Source organism: Arthrobacter sp. 05T47, from assembly GCF_056395825.1.
On the sequence record NZ_JBFTKG010000003.1, the window covers coordinates 36017 to 55150 of the forward strand.

At 68.4% G+C, this 19134-nt stretch carries 17 protein-coding genes; 16 read left to right on the top strand and 1 reads right to left on the bottom strand.

Going from position 1 to position 19134, the window contains the following annotated elements:
• The first annotated feature begins 244 nt into the window (after positions 1–244).
• The 6 genes from AC1DEY_RS03920 (at position 245) to AC1DEY_RS03945 (ending at position 7841) form a co-directional block, all read left to right on the top strand.
• Positions 245–1768 (top strand): SulP family inorganic anion transporter, encoded by a 1524-nt coding sequence (locus tag AC1DEY_RS03920; RefSeq protein ID WP_476866854.1) that lies wholly within the window; start codon positions 245–247, stop codon positions 1766–1768.
• Between the two features lie 131 nt (positions 1769–1899).
• Positions 1900–2184, top strand: coding sequence for a DUF1540 domain-containing protein (locus AC1DEY_RS03925; protein ID WP_476866855.1), 285 nt, complete (start codon positions 1900–1902; stop codon positions 2182–2184).
• A gap of 182 nt (positions 2185–2366) precedes the next feature.
• Positions 2367–3908 carry a pyridoxal phosphate-dependent decarboxylase family protein gene (locus tag AC1DEY_RS03930; protein ID WP_476867073.1) on the top strand — a complete coding sequence of 514 codons (1542 nt, stop codon included), beginning with the start codon at positions 2367–2369 and terminating at the stop codon, positions 3906–3908.
• A complete protein-coding gene (locus AC1DEY_RS03935; protein WP_476866856.1) occupies positions 3905–5266 on the top strand; it encodes a lysine N(6)-hydroxylase/L-ornithine N(5)-oxygenase family protein in 1362 nt (453 codons plus the stop codon). The genes AC1DEY_RS03930 and AC1DEY_RS03935 overlap by 4 nt, the downstream gene beginning before the upstream one ends.
• Entirely contained in the window at positions 5263–5826 is a 564-nt protein-coding gene (locus AC1DEY_RS03940) for a GNAT family N-acetyltransferase (RefSeq protein WP_476866857.1), read from the top strand. The genes AC1DEY_RS03935 and AC1DEY_RS03940 overlap by 4 nt, the downstream gene beginning before the upstream one ends.
• A gap of 59 nt (positions 5827–5885) precedes the next feature.
• Positions 5886–7841 (top strand): IucA/IucC family protein, encoded by a 1956-nt coding sequence (locus AC1DEY_RS03945; protein ID WP_476867074.1) that lies wholly within the window; start codon positions 5886–5888, stop codon positions 7839–7841.
• 579 nt (positions 7842–8420) lie between these two features.
• Here the strand turns inward: AC1DEY_RS03945 and AC1DEY_RS03950 are convergent.
• A complete protein-coding gene (locus AC1DEY_RS03950; RefSeq protein ID WP_441408284.1) occupies positions 8421–9527 on the bottom strand; it encodes a GTP pyrophosphokinase in 1107 nt (368 codons plus the stop codon).
• A 258-nt stretch (positions 9528–9785) separates the two neighbouring features.
• On the opposite strand from AC1DEY_RS03950, the gene AC1DEY_RS03955 reads away from it, so the two are divergent.
• From AC1DEY_RS03955 to AC1DEY_RS04000, 10 genes are all read left to right on the top strand, one after another.
• Positions 9786–10583 (top strand): alpha/beta hydrolase, encoded by a 798-nt coding sequence (locus tag AC1DEY_RS03955; RefSeq protein WP_476866858.1) that lies wholly within the window; start codon positions 9786–9788, stop codon positions 10581–10583.
• A 133-nt stretch (positions 10584–10716) separates the two neighbouring features.
• Positions 10717–12069 carry a Na+/H+ antiporter NhaA gene (gene nhaA, locus AC1DEY_RS03960; RefSeq protein WP_476866859.1) on the top strand — a complete coding sequence of 451 codons (1353 nt, stop codon included), beginning with the start codon at positions 10717–10719 and terminating at the stop codon, positions 12067–12069.
• A gap of 144 nt (positions 12070–12213) precedes the next feature.
• The gene (locus AC1DEY_RS03965; RefSeq protein ID WP_441408281.1) at positions 12214–12516 is read left to right on the top strand and encodes a rhodanese-like domain-containing protein; all 303 of its coding nucleotides are present in this window, start codon (positions 12214–12216) and stop codon (positions 12514–12516) included.
• Positions 12517–12545: 29 nt separating this feature from the next.
• Complete coding sequence (locus AC1DEY_RS03970) at positions 12546–13907, top strand: MBL fold metallo-hydrolase (protein ID WP_476866860.1); 1362 nt, start codon at positions 12546–12548, stop codon at positions 13905–13907.
• 71 nt (positions 13908–13978) lie between these two features.
• Positions 13979–14932 carry a carbohydrate kinase family protein gene (locus tag AC1DEY_RS03975; RefSeq protein ID WP_476866861.1) on the top strand — a complete coding sequence of 318 codons (954 nt, stop codon included), beginning with the start codon at positions 13979–13981 and terminating at the stop codon, positions 14930–14932.
• Positions 14933–14945: 13 nt separating this feature from the next.
• Complete coding sequence (locus tag AC1DEY_RS03980; RefSeq protein WP_476866862.1) at positions 14946–15458, top strand: YbhB/YbcL family Raf kinase inhibitor-like protein; 513 nt, start codon at positions 14946–14948, stop codon at positions 15456–15458.
• Positions 15459–15600: 142 nt separating this feature from the next.
• Positions 15601–16419 (top strand): HAD family hydrolase, encoded by an 819-nt coding sequence (locus AC1DEY_RS03985; protein WP_441408277.1) that lies wholly within the window; start codon positions 15601–15603, stop codon positions 16417–16419.
• Positions 16420–16602: 183 nt separating this feature from the next.
• A complete protein-coding gene (locus tag AC1DEY_RS03990) occupies positions 16603–16851 on the top strand; it encodes a hypothetical protein (RefSeq protein ID WP_476867075.1) in 249 nt (82 codons plus the stop codon).
• Between the two features lie 100 nt (positions 16852–16951).
• Positions 16952–17794, top strand: a complete 843-nt coding sequence (locus AC1DEY_RS03995; RefSeq protein WP_476866863.1) for a glycerophosphodiester phosphodiesterase family protein — start codon at positions 16952–16954, stop codon at positions 17792–17794.
• A gap of 140 nt (positions 17795–17934) precedes the next feature.
• Positions 17935–19059, top strand: a complete 1125-nt coding sequence (locus tag AC1DEY_RS04000) for a glycerate kinase (protein ID WP_476866864.1) — start codon at positions 17935–17937, stop codon at positions 19057–19059.
• Positions 19060–19134 lie beyond the last annotated feature (75 nt).

Here is a 19134-nt window from a genome sequence, read left to right on the forward strand (position 1 = left end):
CGGACTGGCCACTTCGTGACCACCTGTCAGACAAATATGTCAGATTTATTGCCGGCGGCAAGAGGCCCGGCCGGTAGGGTTCATGGGGTGGGTGAGCCCTAAAAAGGCGAACTCCCGCCCCGGTGCGACGCCGCCCACATTCTCCAAATCCCCCACATTCCTGAACTGCCGCAGTGCCTTTAACTGCGACAGCAGCTGTGCCTTCTTCGCCGCTGTGCCCTTTTGACCACGAACGGAGCCATCAATGGCCACCAGCACCGCAACGGGGGCCCTGGCCCTCACACCCGAGCAGCTGAAATCGGTCCGCGGCGCCCTGGCGTCGCCGCGCCGGCTCAAGACCGAGGTCCTGGGCGGGCTTGTCGTGGCCCTGGCCCTTATTCCCGAAGCGATTGCCTTCTCGATCATCGCCGGCGTGGATCCGAGGGTTGGCCTCTTCGCGTCCTTCACCATGGCGGTGACCATCGCCTTCGTCGGCGGCAGGCCGGCGATGATCTCGGCGGCCACCGGCGCCGTCGCCCTGGTGACTGCCCCGCTGGTGAAGTCGCACGGCCTGGATTACCTGGTGGCGGCGGTGATCCTGGCCGGAATTTTCCAGATCGTCCTGGGCCTCTCCGGCGTGGCCAGGCTGATGCGCTTCATCCCGCGCCCGGTCATGGTGGGCTTTGTGAACGCCCTCGCCATCCTGATCTTCATGACGCAGGTGCCCGAGCTGATCGGCGTGCCCTGGCTGGTTTACCCGCTCACTGCGCTGGGCCTGCTGATCGTGTTCGGCCTGCCCAGGCTTACCAGAGCCGTGCCCGCACCGCTCGTGGCCATCCTGGCCCTGACGCTCATCACGGTGAGCGCCGCCGTCGAGGTTCCCACGGTGGGGGACAAGGGCGCGCTGCCGGATTCGCTGCCCACCCTGTTCGTGCCGAATGTCCCGTTCACGCCCGAAACGCTGCAGGCCATCTTCCCGTTCGCGCTGGCCATGGCCTTCGTGGGGCTGCTCGAATCGCTCATGACCGCGAAGCTGGTGGATGACATCACGGACACGCGCTCCTCGAAGACCCGTGAGGCCTGGGGGCAGGGTGTGGCGAATATCGTCACCGGCGTCTTCGGCGGCATGGGCGGCTGCGCCATGATCGGCCAGACCATGATCAACGTCAAGGCCTCCGGCGCCCGCACGCGGATCTCCACCCTCCTGGCCGGCGTCTTCCTGCTCATCCTCGTGGTGGCACTCGGGGATGTTGTGTCCCTGATCCCGATGGCCGCGCTCGTGGCGGTCATGATCTTCGTCTCAGTCGCCACCTTCAACTGGCACAGCATCCGGCCCGCCACCCTCAAGGCGCTGCCCAAGAGCGAAACCGCGATCATGGCGGCCACTGTGGCGGTGACCGTGGCCACGCACAACCTGGCGATCGGCGTCGGCGTCGGCGTCCTTGTCGCGATGGTCCTGTTCGCCCGGCGGGTGGCCCACTTCGTCACGGTGGAGCGTTCGGTGACGGAGGACGACGGCGGCCCGCTCGCCACCTACCGGGTGGATGGCGAGCTGTTCTTCGCCTCCTCGAACGACCTCTACACCCAGTTCGAGTACGCCCTGGACCCCGCACGCGTGGTCATCGACATGCGCGACTCCCACCTGTGGGACGCCTCCACGATCGCGGCCTTGGACTCCATCACCGAGAAGTACCGCCAGCACGGCAAGCACGTGGACATCGTGGGCCTGAACGAGGCCAGCATCCTGATGCGCCAACGCCTGGCCGGGAAGCTCGGCGCAGGCCACTGACCGGCGCGGCGATACCGGCCGGGCCCCGCAATTAGGTCAAACGATTGGGTCTTTTTGTTTGCCGTCGGGCGTCCTAGCGTGGACCTAAGTGGTTGCCCAGCCGGGGTGGCCGGACCACGGAGGAATATCCCATGACGACGCATGTAGCCGACTGCAGCGTAAGCAATTGCTCCTTCAATGACCATTCCCATTGCAACGCGGCCGCCATTACCGTCGGCGGCGCTGAAGATCATGCCTCCTGCGCCACGTTCATCGACATCGGCGTGCACGGAGGGCTCCCCAAGGTGCTGGCCGACGTCGGCGCCTGCCAGCGGACCGAATGCGCCCACAACGAGCACCTGATGTGCAAGGCGTCCGAGGTGCACGTGGGCCCCGGCGTCGACAACGCTGACTGCCTGACCTACGCCCACCGTTAAGCCGCACGCAAGCGCGACCCCACCCACCTAAGGACTATCACCTCTCCCCAGTCATCCGGGAATTAAGTCACACAAGTTTGACGTTAAGGCTTACCTAAGTAAGGGTTAGCTAAGTAGATGCTGTCTAACGTCAAACAAAGGATTCCTCTGTGGCGCCCACAATTCCCGCGGCTGTTAACCCCGTGCCAGCCGGTGCCAGGACCGGGCACAGTGCCCCGGCCGGCCTGGTCGAAGATGTCACCGACCACCTGTTCAATTCCCGCAATGCCGCCGCGTACACAGTCCAGGTTCTGCAGGGTGTGACGACGGTGGCCGCCAAGGTGGCCCGCTGCACGCGCCCCTTCACCGGGGCCACGCCCGGCGAGCTGAAGAGCCGGGTCGAGGCCGTGGATCTGGGCACACCGCTGGCGGACACCGCGGCCGCCCTCGAAGAGCTGGAAGGTGTCTACCTGCGGGATGCCGTCTATTTCCACGACACCAAATACGCGGCCCACCTGAACTGCCCGGTGGTGATCCCCGCACTTGTTGCCGAGGCCGTCCTGTCCGCCGTGAACTCCTCCCTGGACACCTGGGATCAGAGTGCCGGCGCCACGATGATCGAGCGGAAGCTCATTTCGTGGGCGGCCGGGCAGCTGGAGCTGGGCGGCAATGCAGACGGCGTCTTCACCTCGGGCGGCAGCCAGTCGAACTTCCAGGCGCTGCTGCTGGCCCGCAACCAGAGCGTGGAATGGCTGAAGCTGGACCCGGAGAATGACGGGCTCCGTTTGCCGTCCCTTTTGGAGAAGCTGCGGATCTTCACCTCGGCGGACAGCCACTTCAGCATCCGGAAATCCGCATCCATGCTGGGACTGGGGTACGACGCCGTCGTCTCCGTCCCCTGCGGACCGGAGCACCGGATGGACCCGGCGGCCCTTGCCGGCGCCCTGTCCCGTGCCCGGGATGCCGGACACGTGCCCATGGCCGTGGTGGCCACGGCCGGCACCACCGACTTCGGGGCCATTGATCCGCTCGCCGAGCTGTCCGCCGCGGCCCGCGAACACGGTGCGTGGTTCCACGTCGATGCCGCGTACGGCGGTGGCCTCATGGTCTCCGGCCGGCACCGGCACCTGCTCAACGGGATCCACCGGGCGGACTCGGTCACCGTCGACTTCCACAAGACCTTCTTCCAGCCGGTCAGCTCGAGCGCTCTGCTGGTCCGCGACTCAGCCACGCTCCGGCACGTCACCTTCCACGCCGATTACCTGAACCCGGCCTCCGCCGTCGACCGGCCCAACCAGGTGGACAAGAGCATCCAGACAACCCGCCGGTTTGACGCCCTCAAGCTCTGGCTGACGCTGCGGATCATGGGCGCCGCGGCGGTCGGTGCGCTCTTCGACGCCGCCATTGACCTTGCCTCGGGCGTGGGTGAGGACCTGGCCGCGGACCCAGACTTCGAGCTCGCCGCCACACCGCAGCTCAGCACTCTCGTGTTCCGCTACCGGCCCCTCCAGCCGGACGGCAGCCGCCTGTCCGACGACGCCGCGGACCGCCTCAACCAGGACATCCGCTCCGCCGTCTTCGCCTCCGGCGAGGCCGTGGTGGCCGGGACCACGGTGACCGGCAGGCACTATCTGAAGTTCACCCTGCTGAACGCCGAGGCCAGTGTGGAGGACATCCGCAGCATCGTTGACCTGCTCCGGGCCACCGGGGAAGCGCTGCTGGCAGATGCGGAGGTGGCCGCATGAGCTCCGGAAACGCGCGCGTCTACGACTTTGCCGCGATCGGCGTCGGGCCCTTCAACCTCGGCCTCGCCGCCCTGAGCGAGCCAATCGACGGGCTGGACGGGGTCTTCCTGGAACGCCGGGAATCGTTCGACTGGCATCCGGGCATGATGCTGGAACCGGCGCACCTGCAGGTCCCCTTCATGGCAGACCTCGTGACCCTGGCGGACCCGACGTCGCCGTACTCGTTCCTGAACTTCCTGAAGCAGACCGGACGGCTGTACCGGTTCTACATCCGGGAAAACTTCTATCCGCTGCGCGCCGAGTACAACCAGTACTGCCAGTGGGTGGCCGGGCAGCTGGATTCCGTCCGGTTCGGCACCGAGGTCCGGGAGATCAGCTACGACGCCGGCGTGTACCGGCTGGCGGTGGACGGCCCCGGGGGTCCCGAGGTGCTGCACGCGCGGCGGCTGGTGCTCGGCACCGGTACCTCGCCGCACATCCCCGCGGCCTGCGAGGGCATTGTGGACGCCGGCGGACTGGTCCTCCACAACGCCGAATACCTGCCGAGGAAGGCCGAGCTGCAGCAGCAGCGCAGCATCACGATTGTGGGCAGCGGCCAGAGCGCCGCGGAAATCTACTACGAGCTGCTGCAGGAGATCGACGTCCACGGGTACCAGCTGAACTGGGTCACCCGCTCGGGCCGGTTCTTCCCGCTCGAGTACACCAAGCTCACCTTGGAGATGACCTCGCCGGAATACGTGGACTACTTCCACGCCCTCCCGCAGGAGCAACGCGACCGTCTCATCAAGACCCAGAAGAACCTGTACAAGGGCATCAACTCCGAGCTCATCGACGCCATCTACGACCTCCTGTACGCCAAGAGCCTCTCCGGCATGGTCGACACCCGGCTGCTGACGCACTCGGCGCTGACCGGCGCGTCCTGGGACCCGGCCGCCAGTTCGCACACCCTGCAGCTGCGGCACGAGGAGCAGGGCGCCGACTACTCGCTGGACACCGGCGCCGTGGTGCTCGCCACCGGATACGGCTACGTCGAGCCGGATTTCCTGGCCGGGGTGCTGGACCGCATCGCCCGGGATGACCGTGGCAGGTTTGCCGTCGAGCGCAACTACAGCACCGGCGTCGAACCCGGCGAGATCTTCGTCCAGAACGCCGAACTCCACACCCACGGCTTCATCACGCCCGACCTCGGCATGGCCGCCTACCGCAACTCGTGCATCCTGCGCGAAATCACCGGCCGCGAGATCTATCCCGTGGAGCAAAGCATCGCGTTCCAGCAGTTCGGAACGCAGGAGCCCGCCAGGTTCCAGGGCGGCGGCCGATCTGCTGCTGTCCGTGAGCCGGCGGGGGTGCAGGCATGAGTTTCACGTTCCGCTGCTTCGACCCCGAAGCCGACGCGCAGCTCCTCCACGGCTGGGTCACCCAGCCGTACGCCTCCTTCTGGGGGATGCAGTCCGCCACGGTGGAGGACGTGGTGGAGGAATACTCCAAGATCCAGTCCAGCGGGCATCACCACGCGCTGCTGGGGCTCGACGACGGCGTCCCCGCCTTCCTGATGGAGGAATACCTCCCGTCGCTGTCGCCGCTCGCCGGCCTGTACGCCGTCCAGCCCGGGGACATCGGGATGCACCTCCTGGTCGGTCCGCCCGCAGGTCCGCCGCGCACCGGCTACACCGCAGCGGCGATGGAAACGGTCCTGGACAGGCTCTTCACCAAGGACAAGGTGGAGCGCGTGGTGGTGGAGCCGGACGCCCGGAACCACAAGATCCACGTCCTCAACGAGCGGCTGGGCTTCCAGCCTGCCGGAGAGGTGGCACTCCCGGACAAGCATGCTCTCCTCAGCTTCTGCACGCGGGAAGCATTCCACCGCGCTCGAGCCGCCCTTCATTCATCCCCGATCCGCCAGGGAGCAACACTGTGACCACCGCTGAACTTGAATCCGTCCAGACTGCCGGCAGCACCGACCTCTCGCCGGACGGCCTGGCCGCCGGCACCGACCTCTCTCCGGGCGGCCTGGCCGCCGGTAACGCCACCGCCCACCTGACCCCTGAACGCTGGGCCGCCGCCAACCGGCACCTGATCCGCAAAGCGCTCGCGGAGTTCTCGCACGAACGGATCCTCACGCCCGAACCCGTGGGCGCTGAACCCGCTGGCGCCGAACCCGGCAGCGTCGAACCCGGCATTGCCAAGACCGGCTCCCGGGAACCCGCTGAGTACCGCGTCACCAGCGACGACGGCTCCGTGGAATACCGGTTTACGGCCCGGAAACTGGAGCTGGACCACTGGTCCATCGCGGACATGCCCATCCGCCGCCTCGAAGCGGGGACATATCCCGATATGTCCAAGCCCGGGCCTGAAGAAGGGCCATGTTCCGCGGTGGAGGGGACCGAACTCGATGCCCTGCGCTTCATCACCGAGTTCCGGAAGACCCTCGGAATCCGCGAGGAGATGCTTCCGGTCTACCTTGAAGAAATCAGCAGCACGCTCGCCAGTCATGCGTACAAGCAGTGGAGGGGGCAGCCGTCCGCCGCTGAACTTGCGGCAGGCGTGACCGGCGGAGCCGACCCCGCCCTGGACTTCCAAGCCATCGAGCGGAGCATGACCGAAGGCCACCCCGGCTTCGTGGCCAACAACGGGCGGCTGGGCTTCGGCATCGCTGACTATCACGCCTTCGCCCCGGAGGCCGGTGCCGCCGTGCAGCTCGAGTGGATCGCGGTGCACCGGACCCGGGCCGTCTTCACGTCCGCCGAGGGGCTCGGCTACCGGGACCACCTCGACGCCGAACTGGGGGCGTCCGCCGTCGAGCATTTCGACGCCGAGCTGCGAGCCCAGGGCCTGGACCCGGCGGAGTATTTCCTGATGCCGGTCCATCCGTGGCAGTGGGCGAACAAGCTCACCGTGACGTTTGCCGCCGAAATAGCGCAGCAGCACATCGTCCACCTCGGGATCGGGGCGGACGACTACCAGGCCCAGCAGTCCATCCGGACGTTCTTCAACACGGTTTCGCCGGAGAAGTGCTACGTGAAGACGGCCATGTCGGTGCTGAACATGGGCTTCATGCGGGGACTGTCACCGCAGTACATGAAGGCCACCCCGGCCATCAACGACTGGCTCCGGGAACTGATCCTCGGCGACGCCGCCCTGCAGAAGCGCGGGCTGGGACTGATCCGCGAAGTCGCCGCGATCGGCTATCACAACGGCTACTACGAGGCCGCTGCGGCGAAGGAATCGCCGTACCGGAAAATGCTGTCGGCGCTGTGGCGGGAAAGCCCATTGCCGCTGCTAAAGGAAGGGCAGCAGCTGGCCACCATGGCGTCCCTGCTCCACGTCGACGGCGCGGGCAAGCCGATGGTCTCCGCGCTGATCGAGCGTTCCGGCCTGGAACCCGTGGAGTGGCTGCGCCGCTACCTCGAGGCCTACCTGGTCCCGCTGGTTCACTGCCTGTACGCCTACGAACTGGCGTTCATGCCGCACGGGGAAAACGTCATCCTGATCCTGGAGAACGGCGTTCCGGTCCGTGCCATCATGAAGGACATCGCCGAGGAAATCGTGGTGATGGGTGACCGCCTGGACCTGCCCGAAGAAGTGGCACGAATCAAGGTCGAGATCCCCGACAAGGAGAAGGTCCTGGCCATTTTCACGGACGTCTTCGACTGCATTTTCCGGTTCCTCAGCGCGTTGCTGGAGGAGGACGGCAAGCTCAGTGGCGAGGACTTCTGGCGCACGGCCGCGGACGTCGTGCGCGACTACCAGGCTGAGCATCCCGAACTCGCGGCCCAGTTTGCCCGGCATGATCTGTTCGCCCAGGATTTTCCGCTGTCCTGCCTGAACCGGCTGCAGCTGCGCAACAACCAGCAGATGCTGGACCTGAGCGACCCGTCCGGCGGACTGCAGATGGCCGGCCGGCTGGGGAACCCGCTGGCACGGTTCGCCTGACTGGGCGGGCCTGGCCTGCTTCCGTGCCGGACTGCGCCGCCGGAATTCCCCACCAGGCGAAACCAGGTATTCCCACTCGTGTGCCCGCCCTCGACGCCGAAATTCCCCACCTTTGAGGTCCCCGCTCGGCGTGTCGGGCCGAATCGCCGGTGTGTTCCGGCGTCGAAGCCTCAAAAGTGGGGAATTTGCGCACCGAGATGAGGAGACCCGGCAAGGTGGGGAGACGCGGAGAGGTGGAAGGCGCTGCCGGGCGAAACCAGGGATTCCCACTCGTGTGCCCGCCCTCGACGCCGGAATTTCCCACCTTTGAGGTCCCCGCCCGGCGTGTCGGGCCGAACCGCCGGTGTGTTCCGGCGTCGCGGCGTCAAAGGTGGGGAATTTCCGCGCCCAGATGGTGAGACTCGGCAAGGTGGGGAGAATCCACGGAGGCACGGAGGCAAGAATCCGCGGAGGCCGGGAGGCAACGGAAGCGGGGCCCACGGGTAGCCAGGCCCCGGGTCAGTGGGCAGCGGGTCGCAGGGTTGCAGAAGGCACGTCGCGGCACCCGCTGCTTTCTGCCCCCGCCTGTGCCTGCCCGCGCTAGCCCTGCGTGAGCCGGTACCGCTCGATCTGCTTGAGCCGGCGGAGGAGGCTGTCGCGGCGGGGGTGCGGGACGGCGTCGGCCGGCTCGGCGGTGAGTTCGATGTGCTCGGTGCCGTACTGCCACAGCAGCAGGTCATCGAGCAGCCGGTCCGGGCCGGGGGAGTAGCGGTGGTCCAGCGCCTGGCGGACCTCGGTGATCCGGTTGGCGCTGAGCAGCCCGGCGAGCTGCATGGTCTGGTTGAGGCCATGGGCGGCCATGAGCTCGGCGGCCCAGCCCCAGTCGTCATCGACCTTCCGGTCCACGTGTGGCAACAGGGTCCGCCAGACGTCGCGGATACGGTTGGGCGTCAGCGGCGCGGCACCCTCGCCGTCCACGTCCCAGTAACCGCGGACCTCTTCGTAGCGCTCGTGCAGGTCCGAGAATGCGCTTTCCACGGTCTCCAGCATGGCGGCGGTCGCGGTGAACTGGCGGTCGAAGTGCGGGGTCCAGGCCCGGGGGTCCTCGGCCTTGAACCGGATGTCGTGCTCGATCTCGCTCCAGGCGTGCGCGAAGACCGTGCGGATCTGGCACTCGAAGAAGTAGCTGCCGTTCGGCGGGACCTCCGGGTTGAAGGCCTGCTGGTACTCCTTGACGGCCTCGTTCTGGATGGTCCGCAGGATCAGGTGCCGGCTGGAGTAGCCGTAGGTGCCGGACTCGATCGAGCCGATGTCCTTTTCGCGGTCACCCCGGCAGTCAAAAAGCTGGCGCTGGCGCTTGATCAGGTTGGCCGCCACCGCGTTTTCCGCCGGCAGCTTGGTGATCACGCGGATCCCCACCATGTCGTTCAGCGTCCGGAACGGATCCGGGAATTTCAAAACTGGGGGACCGCCGGGCTCCAACGGTTTCTCGGTGCGGGAGATCTTCTCGCGGAAGGATTCCACGGTCTTGGTGCGGCCGGTGACGAACAACGGCGTGACCTCGGTGTCCTTGAGCATGGTCCGCAGCGTGAGCAGGACCTCCCTGGTGACCAGCTTCAGGGCAGGCCGGACCCGCTCGTAGAGTTCCACGTTCTCCTGCACGGATTCGCGCAGGCTCAGGTCCAAACGGTCCCAGTTGCTCGCCATGGACCCAGCTTACGGGGCACCACCGACACCGGCCCGCAAGCGCTCCCGCAGGCTCTCCCGCATCGGCCCCAGCGGGCTCTCCGGGAGCGGCCGTCAGCGTGCGGCGTGCAGGGGGCCCGCCTGCGGGGAGCCGCTAGGAGCCCAAGGTAGGCTCTGCACATGGCTGAAATGCGGCGACGGGCTATCATCGCTGCCGCAGCGGCGGTGACTCTGGGGGCAGTCTCCGCCGCCTGTTCACCGGGCCCCAAGGAGGACGCAGTGAAGAGGCAGAAGTACCAGTACGGCGAGGACCCGAGCCAGTGGGGTGAGCTCTTCCTGCCCGAGGTGGCCGCGCCCAAGGGTGTGGTGGTGGTGATCCATGGCGGGTACTGGCGTTCGCAGTACGGTGCGGAGCTTGGGGAGCCCCTCGCCAAGGACCTAGCCGCGCACGGCATGGCAGCCTGGAACCTGGAATACCGGCGGGCCGGCAACGGCGGCGGCTGGCCCAACACTTTTGCCGACGTCCTGGCCGGAATCGACAAGCTGGGCGAGCTCGCCGGTGAGCACGGACTCGGACTTGACCGGGTGGTCGCCCTTGGCCACTCGGCCGGCGGCCACCTTGCGGTCTGGGCGGCCGGACGCAGCAGGCTCGCCGGGCTCGGAGCCCCGGATGCGGACCGGCAGCTTACGCGTCGGGGCGACGACGACGGCGCGGTGCAGCTGACCGGCGTCGTCAGCCAGTCAGGGGTGCTCAACCTCGCGGCCGCCGAGCGGCTCAACCTCAGCAACGGCGCCGTCAGCAACTTTCTGGGCGGGTCGTCGGAGAAGTATCCCAAACGGCATAAATTCGCGGACCCGATGAGCGCGGTGCCGCTGGGCGTGCCTGTATATGCCGTGCACGGAATTGAGGACGACACCGTGCCGGTCAGCCAGTCCGAGACCTATGTCGGGGCAGCCAAGGCGGCCGGCGCGCCGGTCCAGTTGCTGAAGGTCCCCGGCGACCACTTTGCCCTCATTGATCCGAAGGCACCCGCCTACCGGAAGTGCCGCGAGCTCGTGCAGCAGCTGCTGGTCTGAAATCGGCCCGGCCCTCCAGCCCGCAGGCAGCCCTCCAGCCCGGCCCGCGGGCCGCCGGAAGCGAATAGACTTGACGCAGGTGCGCCGGGAAGTCTGGTCGGCATAGTTCCGTCGACCCTACTTTGAGGACTCCATGAGCGCCCTGCCACCTATTCCCACACCCCGTCGCCTCTCGGTTTTTGGACGCGGCAGCTACGCCGAGGCCCTGCGGATCGGCGAAATCCTGCGGAAGGAAACCGTAGGTGGCGCCCTGCTGGTCGCCGCGGCGGTGATCGCCTTGATCTGGGCCAACTCCCCGGCGTCGGCGAGCTACTTCGCGCTCCGCGACTTCAGGCTCGGCTACGAGCCCTGGCACCTGGACCTGAGCCTGGGCGCGTGGGCGGCCGACGGGTTGCTGGCCATCTTCTTTTTCCTGGTCGGCCTCGAACTGAAGCGCGAGTTTGTCGCGGGCGACCTGCGCCAGCTGAACAAATCCGTGGTCCCGGTGGCCGCCGCCGTGGGCGGCGTCGCCATTCCCGCACTCATCTATGCAGCGGTCAACCTCGCCGGCCACGACGCCCTGGGTGGCTGGGCCATCCCCACTGCCACGGACATCGCCTTCGCCGTCGCCGTGCTGGCGATCATCGGTTCCCACCTGCCCAGTGCGCTGCGGATCTTCCTGCTCACCCTCGCCGTCGTGGATGACCTCCTGGCCATCACCATCATCGCGATTTTCTACACCAGCGAGCTCCATCCCGTGCCGCTCCTGCTGGCCCTGATCCCGCTGGGCCTCTACACGTTCCTGGTCCAGAAATACCCCCGGTTCTTCGGTCTGCACGCACTGGCCGCCTGGGTGATCCTGCTGCCGCTCGGGGCCGCCACCTGGGCGCTGGTCCACGCCTCAGGCATCCACGCCACCGTGGCCGGCGTCCTGCTCGGTTTTGCTGTCCCCGTCCTCCGTTCCCGGGCCAGCGGCGGACCAGAGGCCGGGCCGGGCCTTGCGGAGACCTTTGAACACCGGTTCCGTCCCATCTCGGCTGGAATCGCGGTCCCGGTCTTCGCGTTCTTTTCCGCCGGAGTGGCAGTCGGCGGCCTGACGGGCCTCGGCGCCGCGCTGACGGACCCGGTGGCCGTGGGGATTATCCTGGCTCTCGTGCTCGGAAAACCCGCCGGAATCCTCGGAACCACCTGGCTCATCACCAAGGTCACGCGTGCCCGGCTGGACAGCTCCTTCAAATGGATCGACGTCTTCGGGCTCTCGATCCTGGCCGGCATCGGTTTCACGGTGTCGTTGCTGGTTGCCGAGCTGAGCTTCGGCCAAGGCACTGTCCACGATGACCATGCGAAGGTGGGGATCCTGGCGGCCTCCGTGATAGCCGCGCTCCTCGCGACCGCCGTGCTGCAGGCCCGGAATAAGCACTACCGCCAGACGGAGGCGGAAGAGAGGATTGACTCGGACCACGACGGCATCCCGGATGTGTACCAGCAGGACCGCGCCGCAGGATAGTTGTGGGGCCGGATTTAAGGGAGACTGGGGCGTAGGGGGAAGGCGCTGCACGCAGCCCGCTGATACCCCAAGGGGTATCATGATCTAGCTGAAATACGCACTGAAATATGCACCGGCCTTCCGGTGCCCCCGAAAGGAACAGGCATGAAGAGCATCTCCGTAAAGGACCTGGCCGCCCTGGGCGACGACACCGAAATCGTCGATGTCCGCGAGGAAGACGAATTCGCCGCCGTCCGGGTTCCCGGCGCCAGGAGCATCCCGCTCTCGCGCTTCGTCCAGTCCCTTGCCGAGGTTCCGGCCAGCGGAACGGTCTATGTCATGTGCGCCGCCGGCGGCCGCAGCGCCCAGGCCACCGCGTACCTGGAGGACCAGGGCTACGACGCCGTCAACGTCACCGGCGGGATCATGCAGTGGCACGACGAAGGGCACCCCGTCAACCGGGGCTGACCGTAGCGGGCTGACCTAACGGAGGGGCCATGGAAGTCATCGTCATCGAGACCCGCCAGCTCGGGGACCGCAGCTATCTGGTCCACGACGGCTCAGTGGCGCTGGCAATCGACCCGCAGCGTGACACGGACCGCATCGAGGCGGCCGCCCGCGACGCCGGGGTCGCCATCACGCACGTCGCCGAAACCCACCTGCACAATGACTACATCACCGGCGGGCTGATCCTGGCCCGCGCCCACGGCGCCAGCTATCTGGTGAACGCCGCCGATCCCGTGGCGTTCGAGCGCACCCCCATCACGGACGGCCAGAGCGTCCGGGTAGGCTCGCTCACAGTCACGGCGGTCGCCACGCCCGGCCACACGCACACCCATATGTCATTCATCGTGGACGACGGCGGGAAGCGGGCCGTCTTTTCGGGCGGCAGCCTGCTGTACGGCTCGGTGGGCCGCACCGACCTTGTGGCCGAGGCGGACACCGTGGGCCTGACCCACGACCAGTACGCCTCGGTCCGGCGCCTCGCCGCGGAGGCCGGCCATGACGCCGCACTGTTCCCGACCCACGGATTCGGCTCGTTCTGCTCCTCTGGACCCGCCACCGGAGCCCGGTCCTCCACCATCGCCGAGCAACTCGCCGCCAACCACGCCCTGACGGACCCGGACGAGGACCACTTCGTCCGCCAGCTCATTGCCAACCTCACGGACTACCCCTCCTACTACGCCCACATGAGTCCGGCAAACGTCCGGGGCCCGGGTCCGGCGGATCTGGCCGTTCCCGCGTCGCTTGATCCCGCCGAGCTCACCCGGCGGCTGGAAGGTGGCGAGTGGGTGGTGGACGTGCGGCGGCGCGTGGCGTTCGCCAGCAGCCACCTCAAGGGCAGCGTCAGTTTCGAGTACGGCTCCGGTTCCAGTTTCACCACCTACCTGGGCTGGGTGCTGCCGTGGGGTGAACCGCTGACCCTCGTGGGCTCGCGGGACGATATCGAGAACGCCATCCGCGACCTCTCCCGGATCGGCATCGAATCCCCGGACGCCGCGCTCGGAACTGAACCGCACACCCTGGCCCCGCAGGCCGCCCTCGCCTCGTACCCGCGTGTGGGCTGGGAAGGCGTGCTCGCCGGCCGGGGCGCCGGTGACACCGTCCTGGACGTGCGCCGGGCCGACGAATTCGCCGCTTCCCGTGTGGTGGGCGCGGTCAACGTGCCGCTGCACGAACTGCTGCTGCGCCTTGACGAGGTCCCGGCCGGGAAGCTCTGGGTGCACTGCGGCTCCGGGTACCGTGCCGGGATCGCCGCCAGCCTCCTCCAGCGGGCCGGGCGGGACGTGGTCCACATCGATGCCCGGTTCGCCGAGGCCGCGTCCGCCGGGATTGCCCTGGACACCCCGGCGGCCTGAACGCCGGCATCCAGTCCGGCGGCTGGAGGTAACCAAACGACGCGGAACGGATTCTCTGGCAGAGTATGAGCATGCTCACAGTTATAGGCGAGGGGCTGGTTGATGTAGTCCAGCGATCCTCCGGCGTCCAGGCCCATGTCGGCGGCAGCCCCCTCAACGTGGCGGTAGGGCTGGCCCGGCTGGACCATCCGGTCCAGTTCATCGGACGCTATGGCCGCGATGCCTACGGGGAGGCCCTGGCCGCGCACCTGAAGTCGAGCTCCGTGCTGCTCCCGCTGGGTCCCGACGAGCTGCCCACCAGCGTGGCCGCCGCGTTGATTGACGACGCCGGCGCCGCCACCTACACCTTCGACCTCGCCTGGGAGCTTCCCGGCGTCGCAGCGCGCCTGCCCTTCCTGCTGCAGGGAACCACACTGCTGCACACCGGCTCCATCGCCACCATGCTGGCGCCCGGCGCCGCGGACGTGCTGGCCGCCGTCGAACGCGCCCACCCGTCCGCCACCATCAGCTTTGACCCCAACTGCCGCCCCAGCATCATCCCGGACGTGGACTTCGCCCGCGGGCAGGCCGAAAAGTTCGTGACCCTCGCCGACGTTGTCAAAGCCTCCGACGAGGACCTCGAATGGCTCTACCCGGGTGCTGACCCGCTGGACTCGGCCCGCCGCTGGCTGGCCCTGGGCGGCTCGGAAGGGCCGGCCATGGTGGTGGTGACCCGCGGCGGCGAGGGCCCCTGGGGCGTCAACGCCGCAGGTGCCGCCCAGTTCCCCGCCCCCGAGATCAACGTCGCGGACACCGTCGGTGCGGGGGATTCGTTCATGGCCGCCCTGCTGTCCGGCGTGGTGGACCTGGGCCTGGACGGGGCCCAGAACCGCAAGGCCCTGCGCGAACTGTCCGCCGAAAGCCTCCGCGATCTCCTCGCCCACGCCTCCCGGGCAGCGGCGGTCACCGTGTCCCGCGCGGGCGCCAACCCGCCCACGCGCGCGGAGATGGCACGGATGGAAACGGGCGCGCAGCCCCTGCAGTAAGTGAAAGGCAGCCATGACACGCCACGATGTTCCGGTGTTCCCGGTCCGCAGTGACTCTTTCACGGAGGGCCAGACCCTCCCGCCTGCCCAGCGCAGCGGCCGGATGCGGGCAGGCGGCCAGGACCAGTCGCCGCAGCTGAGCTGGAGCGGCGCCCCGGCCGGCACCAAGGGCTACGCAGTGACCATGTTCGACCCCGACGCCCCGGGGCGCGGCGGCTTCTGGCACTGGGCCGTGCTGGACGTCCCCGCCGACGTCACGTCGTTGCCCGCCGGGGCTGGTGCCGAAGGCGGCAACGTCCTTCCCCCGGGGGCCATCCAGTTGAAGAACGACGGCGGGTTCCACGGCTACCTCGGGGCCGCACCGCCTCCCGGGCACGGGCCGCACCGGTACGTCATCACCGTCCACGCACTCGACGTTGCGCGGTCCGGGCTGAACGAGGGCACATCTCCGGCCAGCCTGGAATCGAAGCTGTCGGCTCACATCCTGGGCCGGGGCACGCTCACCGGCATCTTCGAACGGCACTGAGCCCCTCCGCCGTCGGACTCGCCGGAAACTCTCCAGTTCGCCGGAAATTTCCGGCGAACCCGACGCGGTCCGGCGAACTGGACGCGACCCGGGCGGATGCGGACGCGGGAGCCGGCCGCCGCGGTCCACGTAGACTGGCTCTATGCGGCTGGTAGCAAGTGACATCGACGGAACGATCCTGGGCCATGACGGCAAAATCAGTGAACGGACCGTCCGCGCGTTCCACGCCTGCCGCGACGCCGGGCTGGAACTGGTGTTCGTTACCGGTCGGCCGCCGCGCTGGCTCCACCCCCTGCAGGACCAGCTGGGGCACACCGGAACGGTCATCTGTTCCAACGGCGCCGTCGTGTGGGACCTCGAGGCAGACCGCATGCTCTCGGCGAGGACCCTGGACCTGGACGCCGTGTTCGAGATCCGGCGCATCATCAAGCAGCTGCGTCCGTCCGCCTTGTTTGCCGCCGAGACCCTCACCGGCTTCCACCTGGAACCGGGCTTCATTGAAAACGGCTCAAGCCAACTGCTCGCGGAATTCACGCCGGCCCCGCTGCACACCACCCTCGCCGAGGGGGACTCTGTGGTGAAGTTCCTGGCCATTCTCCGCGAGGGCACCGCCGACGAATTCCTCGCCGACGTGGCGCCCGCCGTCGCCCATCTGGCCGCCGCGACGCACTCGGCGCCGAACATGGCCCTGCTGGAGCTCTCCCTGCCCGGCGTGAACAAGGCCGTGACCCTCGCCGAATATGCGGCGTCCCTGGGCATTGGCGCGGCGGACGTGGTGGCGTTCGGGGACATGCCCAACGACATCGAGATGCTCCGCTGGGCCGGACACGGCTACGCGATGGCCAGCGGCCACCCCGAAGCGATCCGCGCCGCAGGCCAGCAGGCCCCGCACTTCGACGACGACGGCGTCGCCCAGATCCTCGAGGCCAAGCTGGCCGAACTCGGCGTGCGGCTGACCTAAGGGCGCCGCAGCCGACATCCCGGCCCCGTCCGGGGCCGAGGTCCACGTCCCGGCGTGCCCGCCGGCGTCCTGATGCACGTCCCGGCCGGACACCGGATTCCCAGCGGACGGTCAACTGGCGTTCACCTTGCCCTTCTAGGCTGAAGTCTCGCGACAGTTCGTATGACCGATAGTGGGGACATCATGGCCAGGCACCGCATCAACAACACGGACGATCAACCCCTGCGACCGGCGGAGCCGGACCCGCACTGGAGGCAGCTGCGGCAGGGCGACCGCGTCAGCGTCCGGCTGGCCCCGGGCGTCGAGACCAGCGGCCTCGTGGACGCAGTGACGGCGGACCACAGCGTCGTCTGGGTGGACCTCGACGGCGGCCGCGGCCGCACACTGCTGCACTGCGCCGACGGCGTCGAAATCCGACCGCACGACTCCTGACACCGGCCCCGCCGAGCCCCTTTGCCCGCTGCCGTCCTCCCGCCTGCGGCCCGGTTCGACCTCACGGGCCGGCAGGTCCAGGCTCAGGTACGCTTCAGGAGTGACCAGCCCTCACCCGTACTTCGCCCCCCGCGGGAACCACGACGCCAGCCCGGAGGACGCCGCTACCCGTGTCTCCGGCGGTTCCCTGGCGCCCTTGGCGATGGCCCACCGGGGCTTCTCGCTGGACGGGCTCGAGAACTCGATGGCCGCGTTCCGCGCCGCCGTCGACCTCGGGTACCGGCATCTGGAGACGGATGTCCACACGACGGCCGACGGCGTTTTGATGCTCTTCCACGACCCCACCCTGGACCGGATCACGCAGGGGAAAGGCCGGATCGCGGACCTTCCGGCTGAGACCGTGGAGCAGGCCAGGATCGGCGGAACCGAGCCGATTCCGCGGTTCGAGGAGCTGATTGCGGCCTTCCCGGACATCCGGCTCAACATCGACGTCAAGGACTGGCAATCGGTGGGCGCCCTGGCCTCGGCGATCGAACGCCACGGGCTGCACGACCGCGTGCTGGTGGCCAGCTTCTCGGACCGGCGGCGCCGTGCGGTGCTGAAGCGGCTGAGCCGTCCCGCCGCGAGCTCGGCCGGCATCATGTCCAGCGCCGTGTTCGTCCTTCTGGGCCCGGTGCTGCCGGCGCGGCTGATGTCCCTCGTGGCGCGTCGGGCACTGCGCGGGGTCCACGCCCTGCAGGTCCCGGTCCGCTACGGCGCGGTGCCCGTGGTGACGTCCGGCTTCATCCGGCGGGCCCACCGGCACGGCCTGCAGGTCCATGTGTGGACGGTCAACGAGCCCGCGGAAATGCACCGGCTGCTGGACGTCGGCGTCGACGGCATTGTCACGGACCGCGCCGACCTGCTCAAGGCGGTCCTTCAGGAGCGCGGGACCTGGGCCTAGCTGTGCTCCCAGCCGCCGCGCCCCGTCCCCACGACTGGACACCACGACCGGACACCACGACTGGACACCACGTCCTGGGCGCGCGTCTTGTTGGCGCCCTTGTTGGTGCCGCGGCCACGCCGGACTGGCAGGATAGACCCATGCGCATCCTCATCGCCCCGGACAAATTCAAGGGCTCCCTCACCGCCACCGAAGCCGCCGCCGCCATTGCCGAAGGCGCCCTGCGCGTCTACCCGGACGCCGAGGCCATCCAGTTTCCGGTGGCCGACGGCGGCGAGGGGACCCTCGAGGCGGCCGTCGCGGCCGGTTATGAGGAAAGGCTCAACGCGGTCGTTGGCCCGATCCTGGCCCCGATCGGCGCCGCCTGGGCTATCCGCGCGGATGCCTTCGGCGGGGCCACCGCGGTGATTGAAACGGCCCAGGCATCCGGGCTGGCGCACATGGAGCCCACCCCGGCGAACGCGCTGCGCGCCCACAGCTATGGCTGCGGGCAGCTGATCGCCGCCGCGCTGGACGCCGGTGCCAACGAAATCGTCCTGGGCGTGGGCGGCTCGGCCATGAGCGACGGCGGCAGCGGCGCACTCCGGGCCCTCGGACTCAAGCCCCTGGACGCCTCCGGGAATGTCGTGCCCCTCGGCGGCGGATCGCTCGCCGACGTCGCGTCCGTGGACATCAGCGGCCTCGATCCACGGCTGTCCGAAGTAAAGTTCAGGATCGCCGTCGACGTCCAAAACCCGCTGTACGGCACCGACGGGGCAGCACACGTGTTCGGTCCGCAAAAAGGCGCCGACGCCGATGCGGTGGAGCTGCTCGACGCCGGCCTGCGGAACTGGGCCTCGGTCCTGCGCGAGTCGACGGGCCGGGACGTCAATGTGCCCGGCGCCGGCGCGGCCGGCGGCTTCCCGGCGTCGTTCCTGGCCTTCAGCACGGCCGCCCTGGAAGGCGGCTTCGAACTGGTGGCCGGCCTGACCGGGCTTGCCGCGAAACTCGCGGTGGCGGACCTGGTCATCACCGGAGAAGGCTCCATGGACAGCCAGTCGCTGACGGGCAAGGCTCCGATCGCCCTTGCCGATGCCGCCCAGGCCCTCGGCATTCCCGTGATCGTGGTTGCCGGCCGGATCCTCGTCACGCCTGAGGACCTGGCCCGGCACGGAGTGGTGGCCGGCGCGCAACTCCTGGACGTCGCCGGCAGCCCGGAGGACGCTGTCGCCAACGCCGCAAAATACCTTGCCTGGGCCACCAGCCAGGTCCTCGAAGGCGCGTAGGGCGTAGGGGCGGACCGGACCGCGACTGCGCGCCCGTTCCTCTGGTCCGGGTGAGTCCGCCCGGCTAGACTGGCC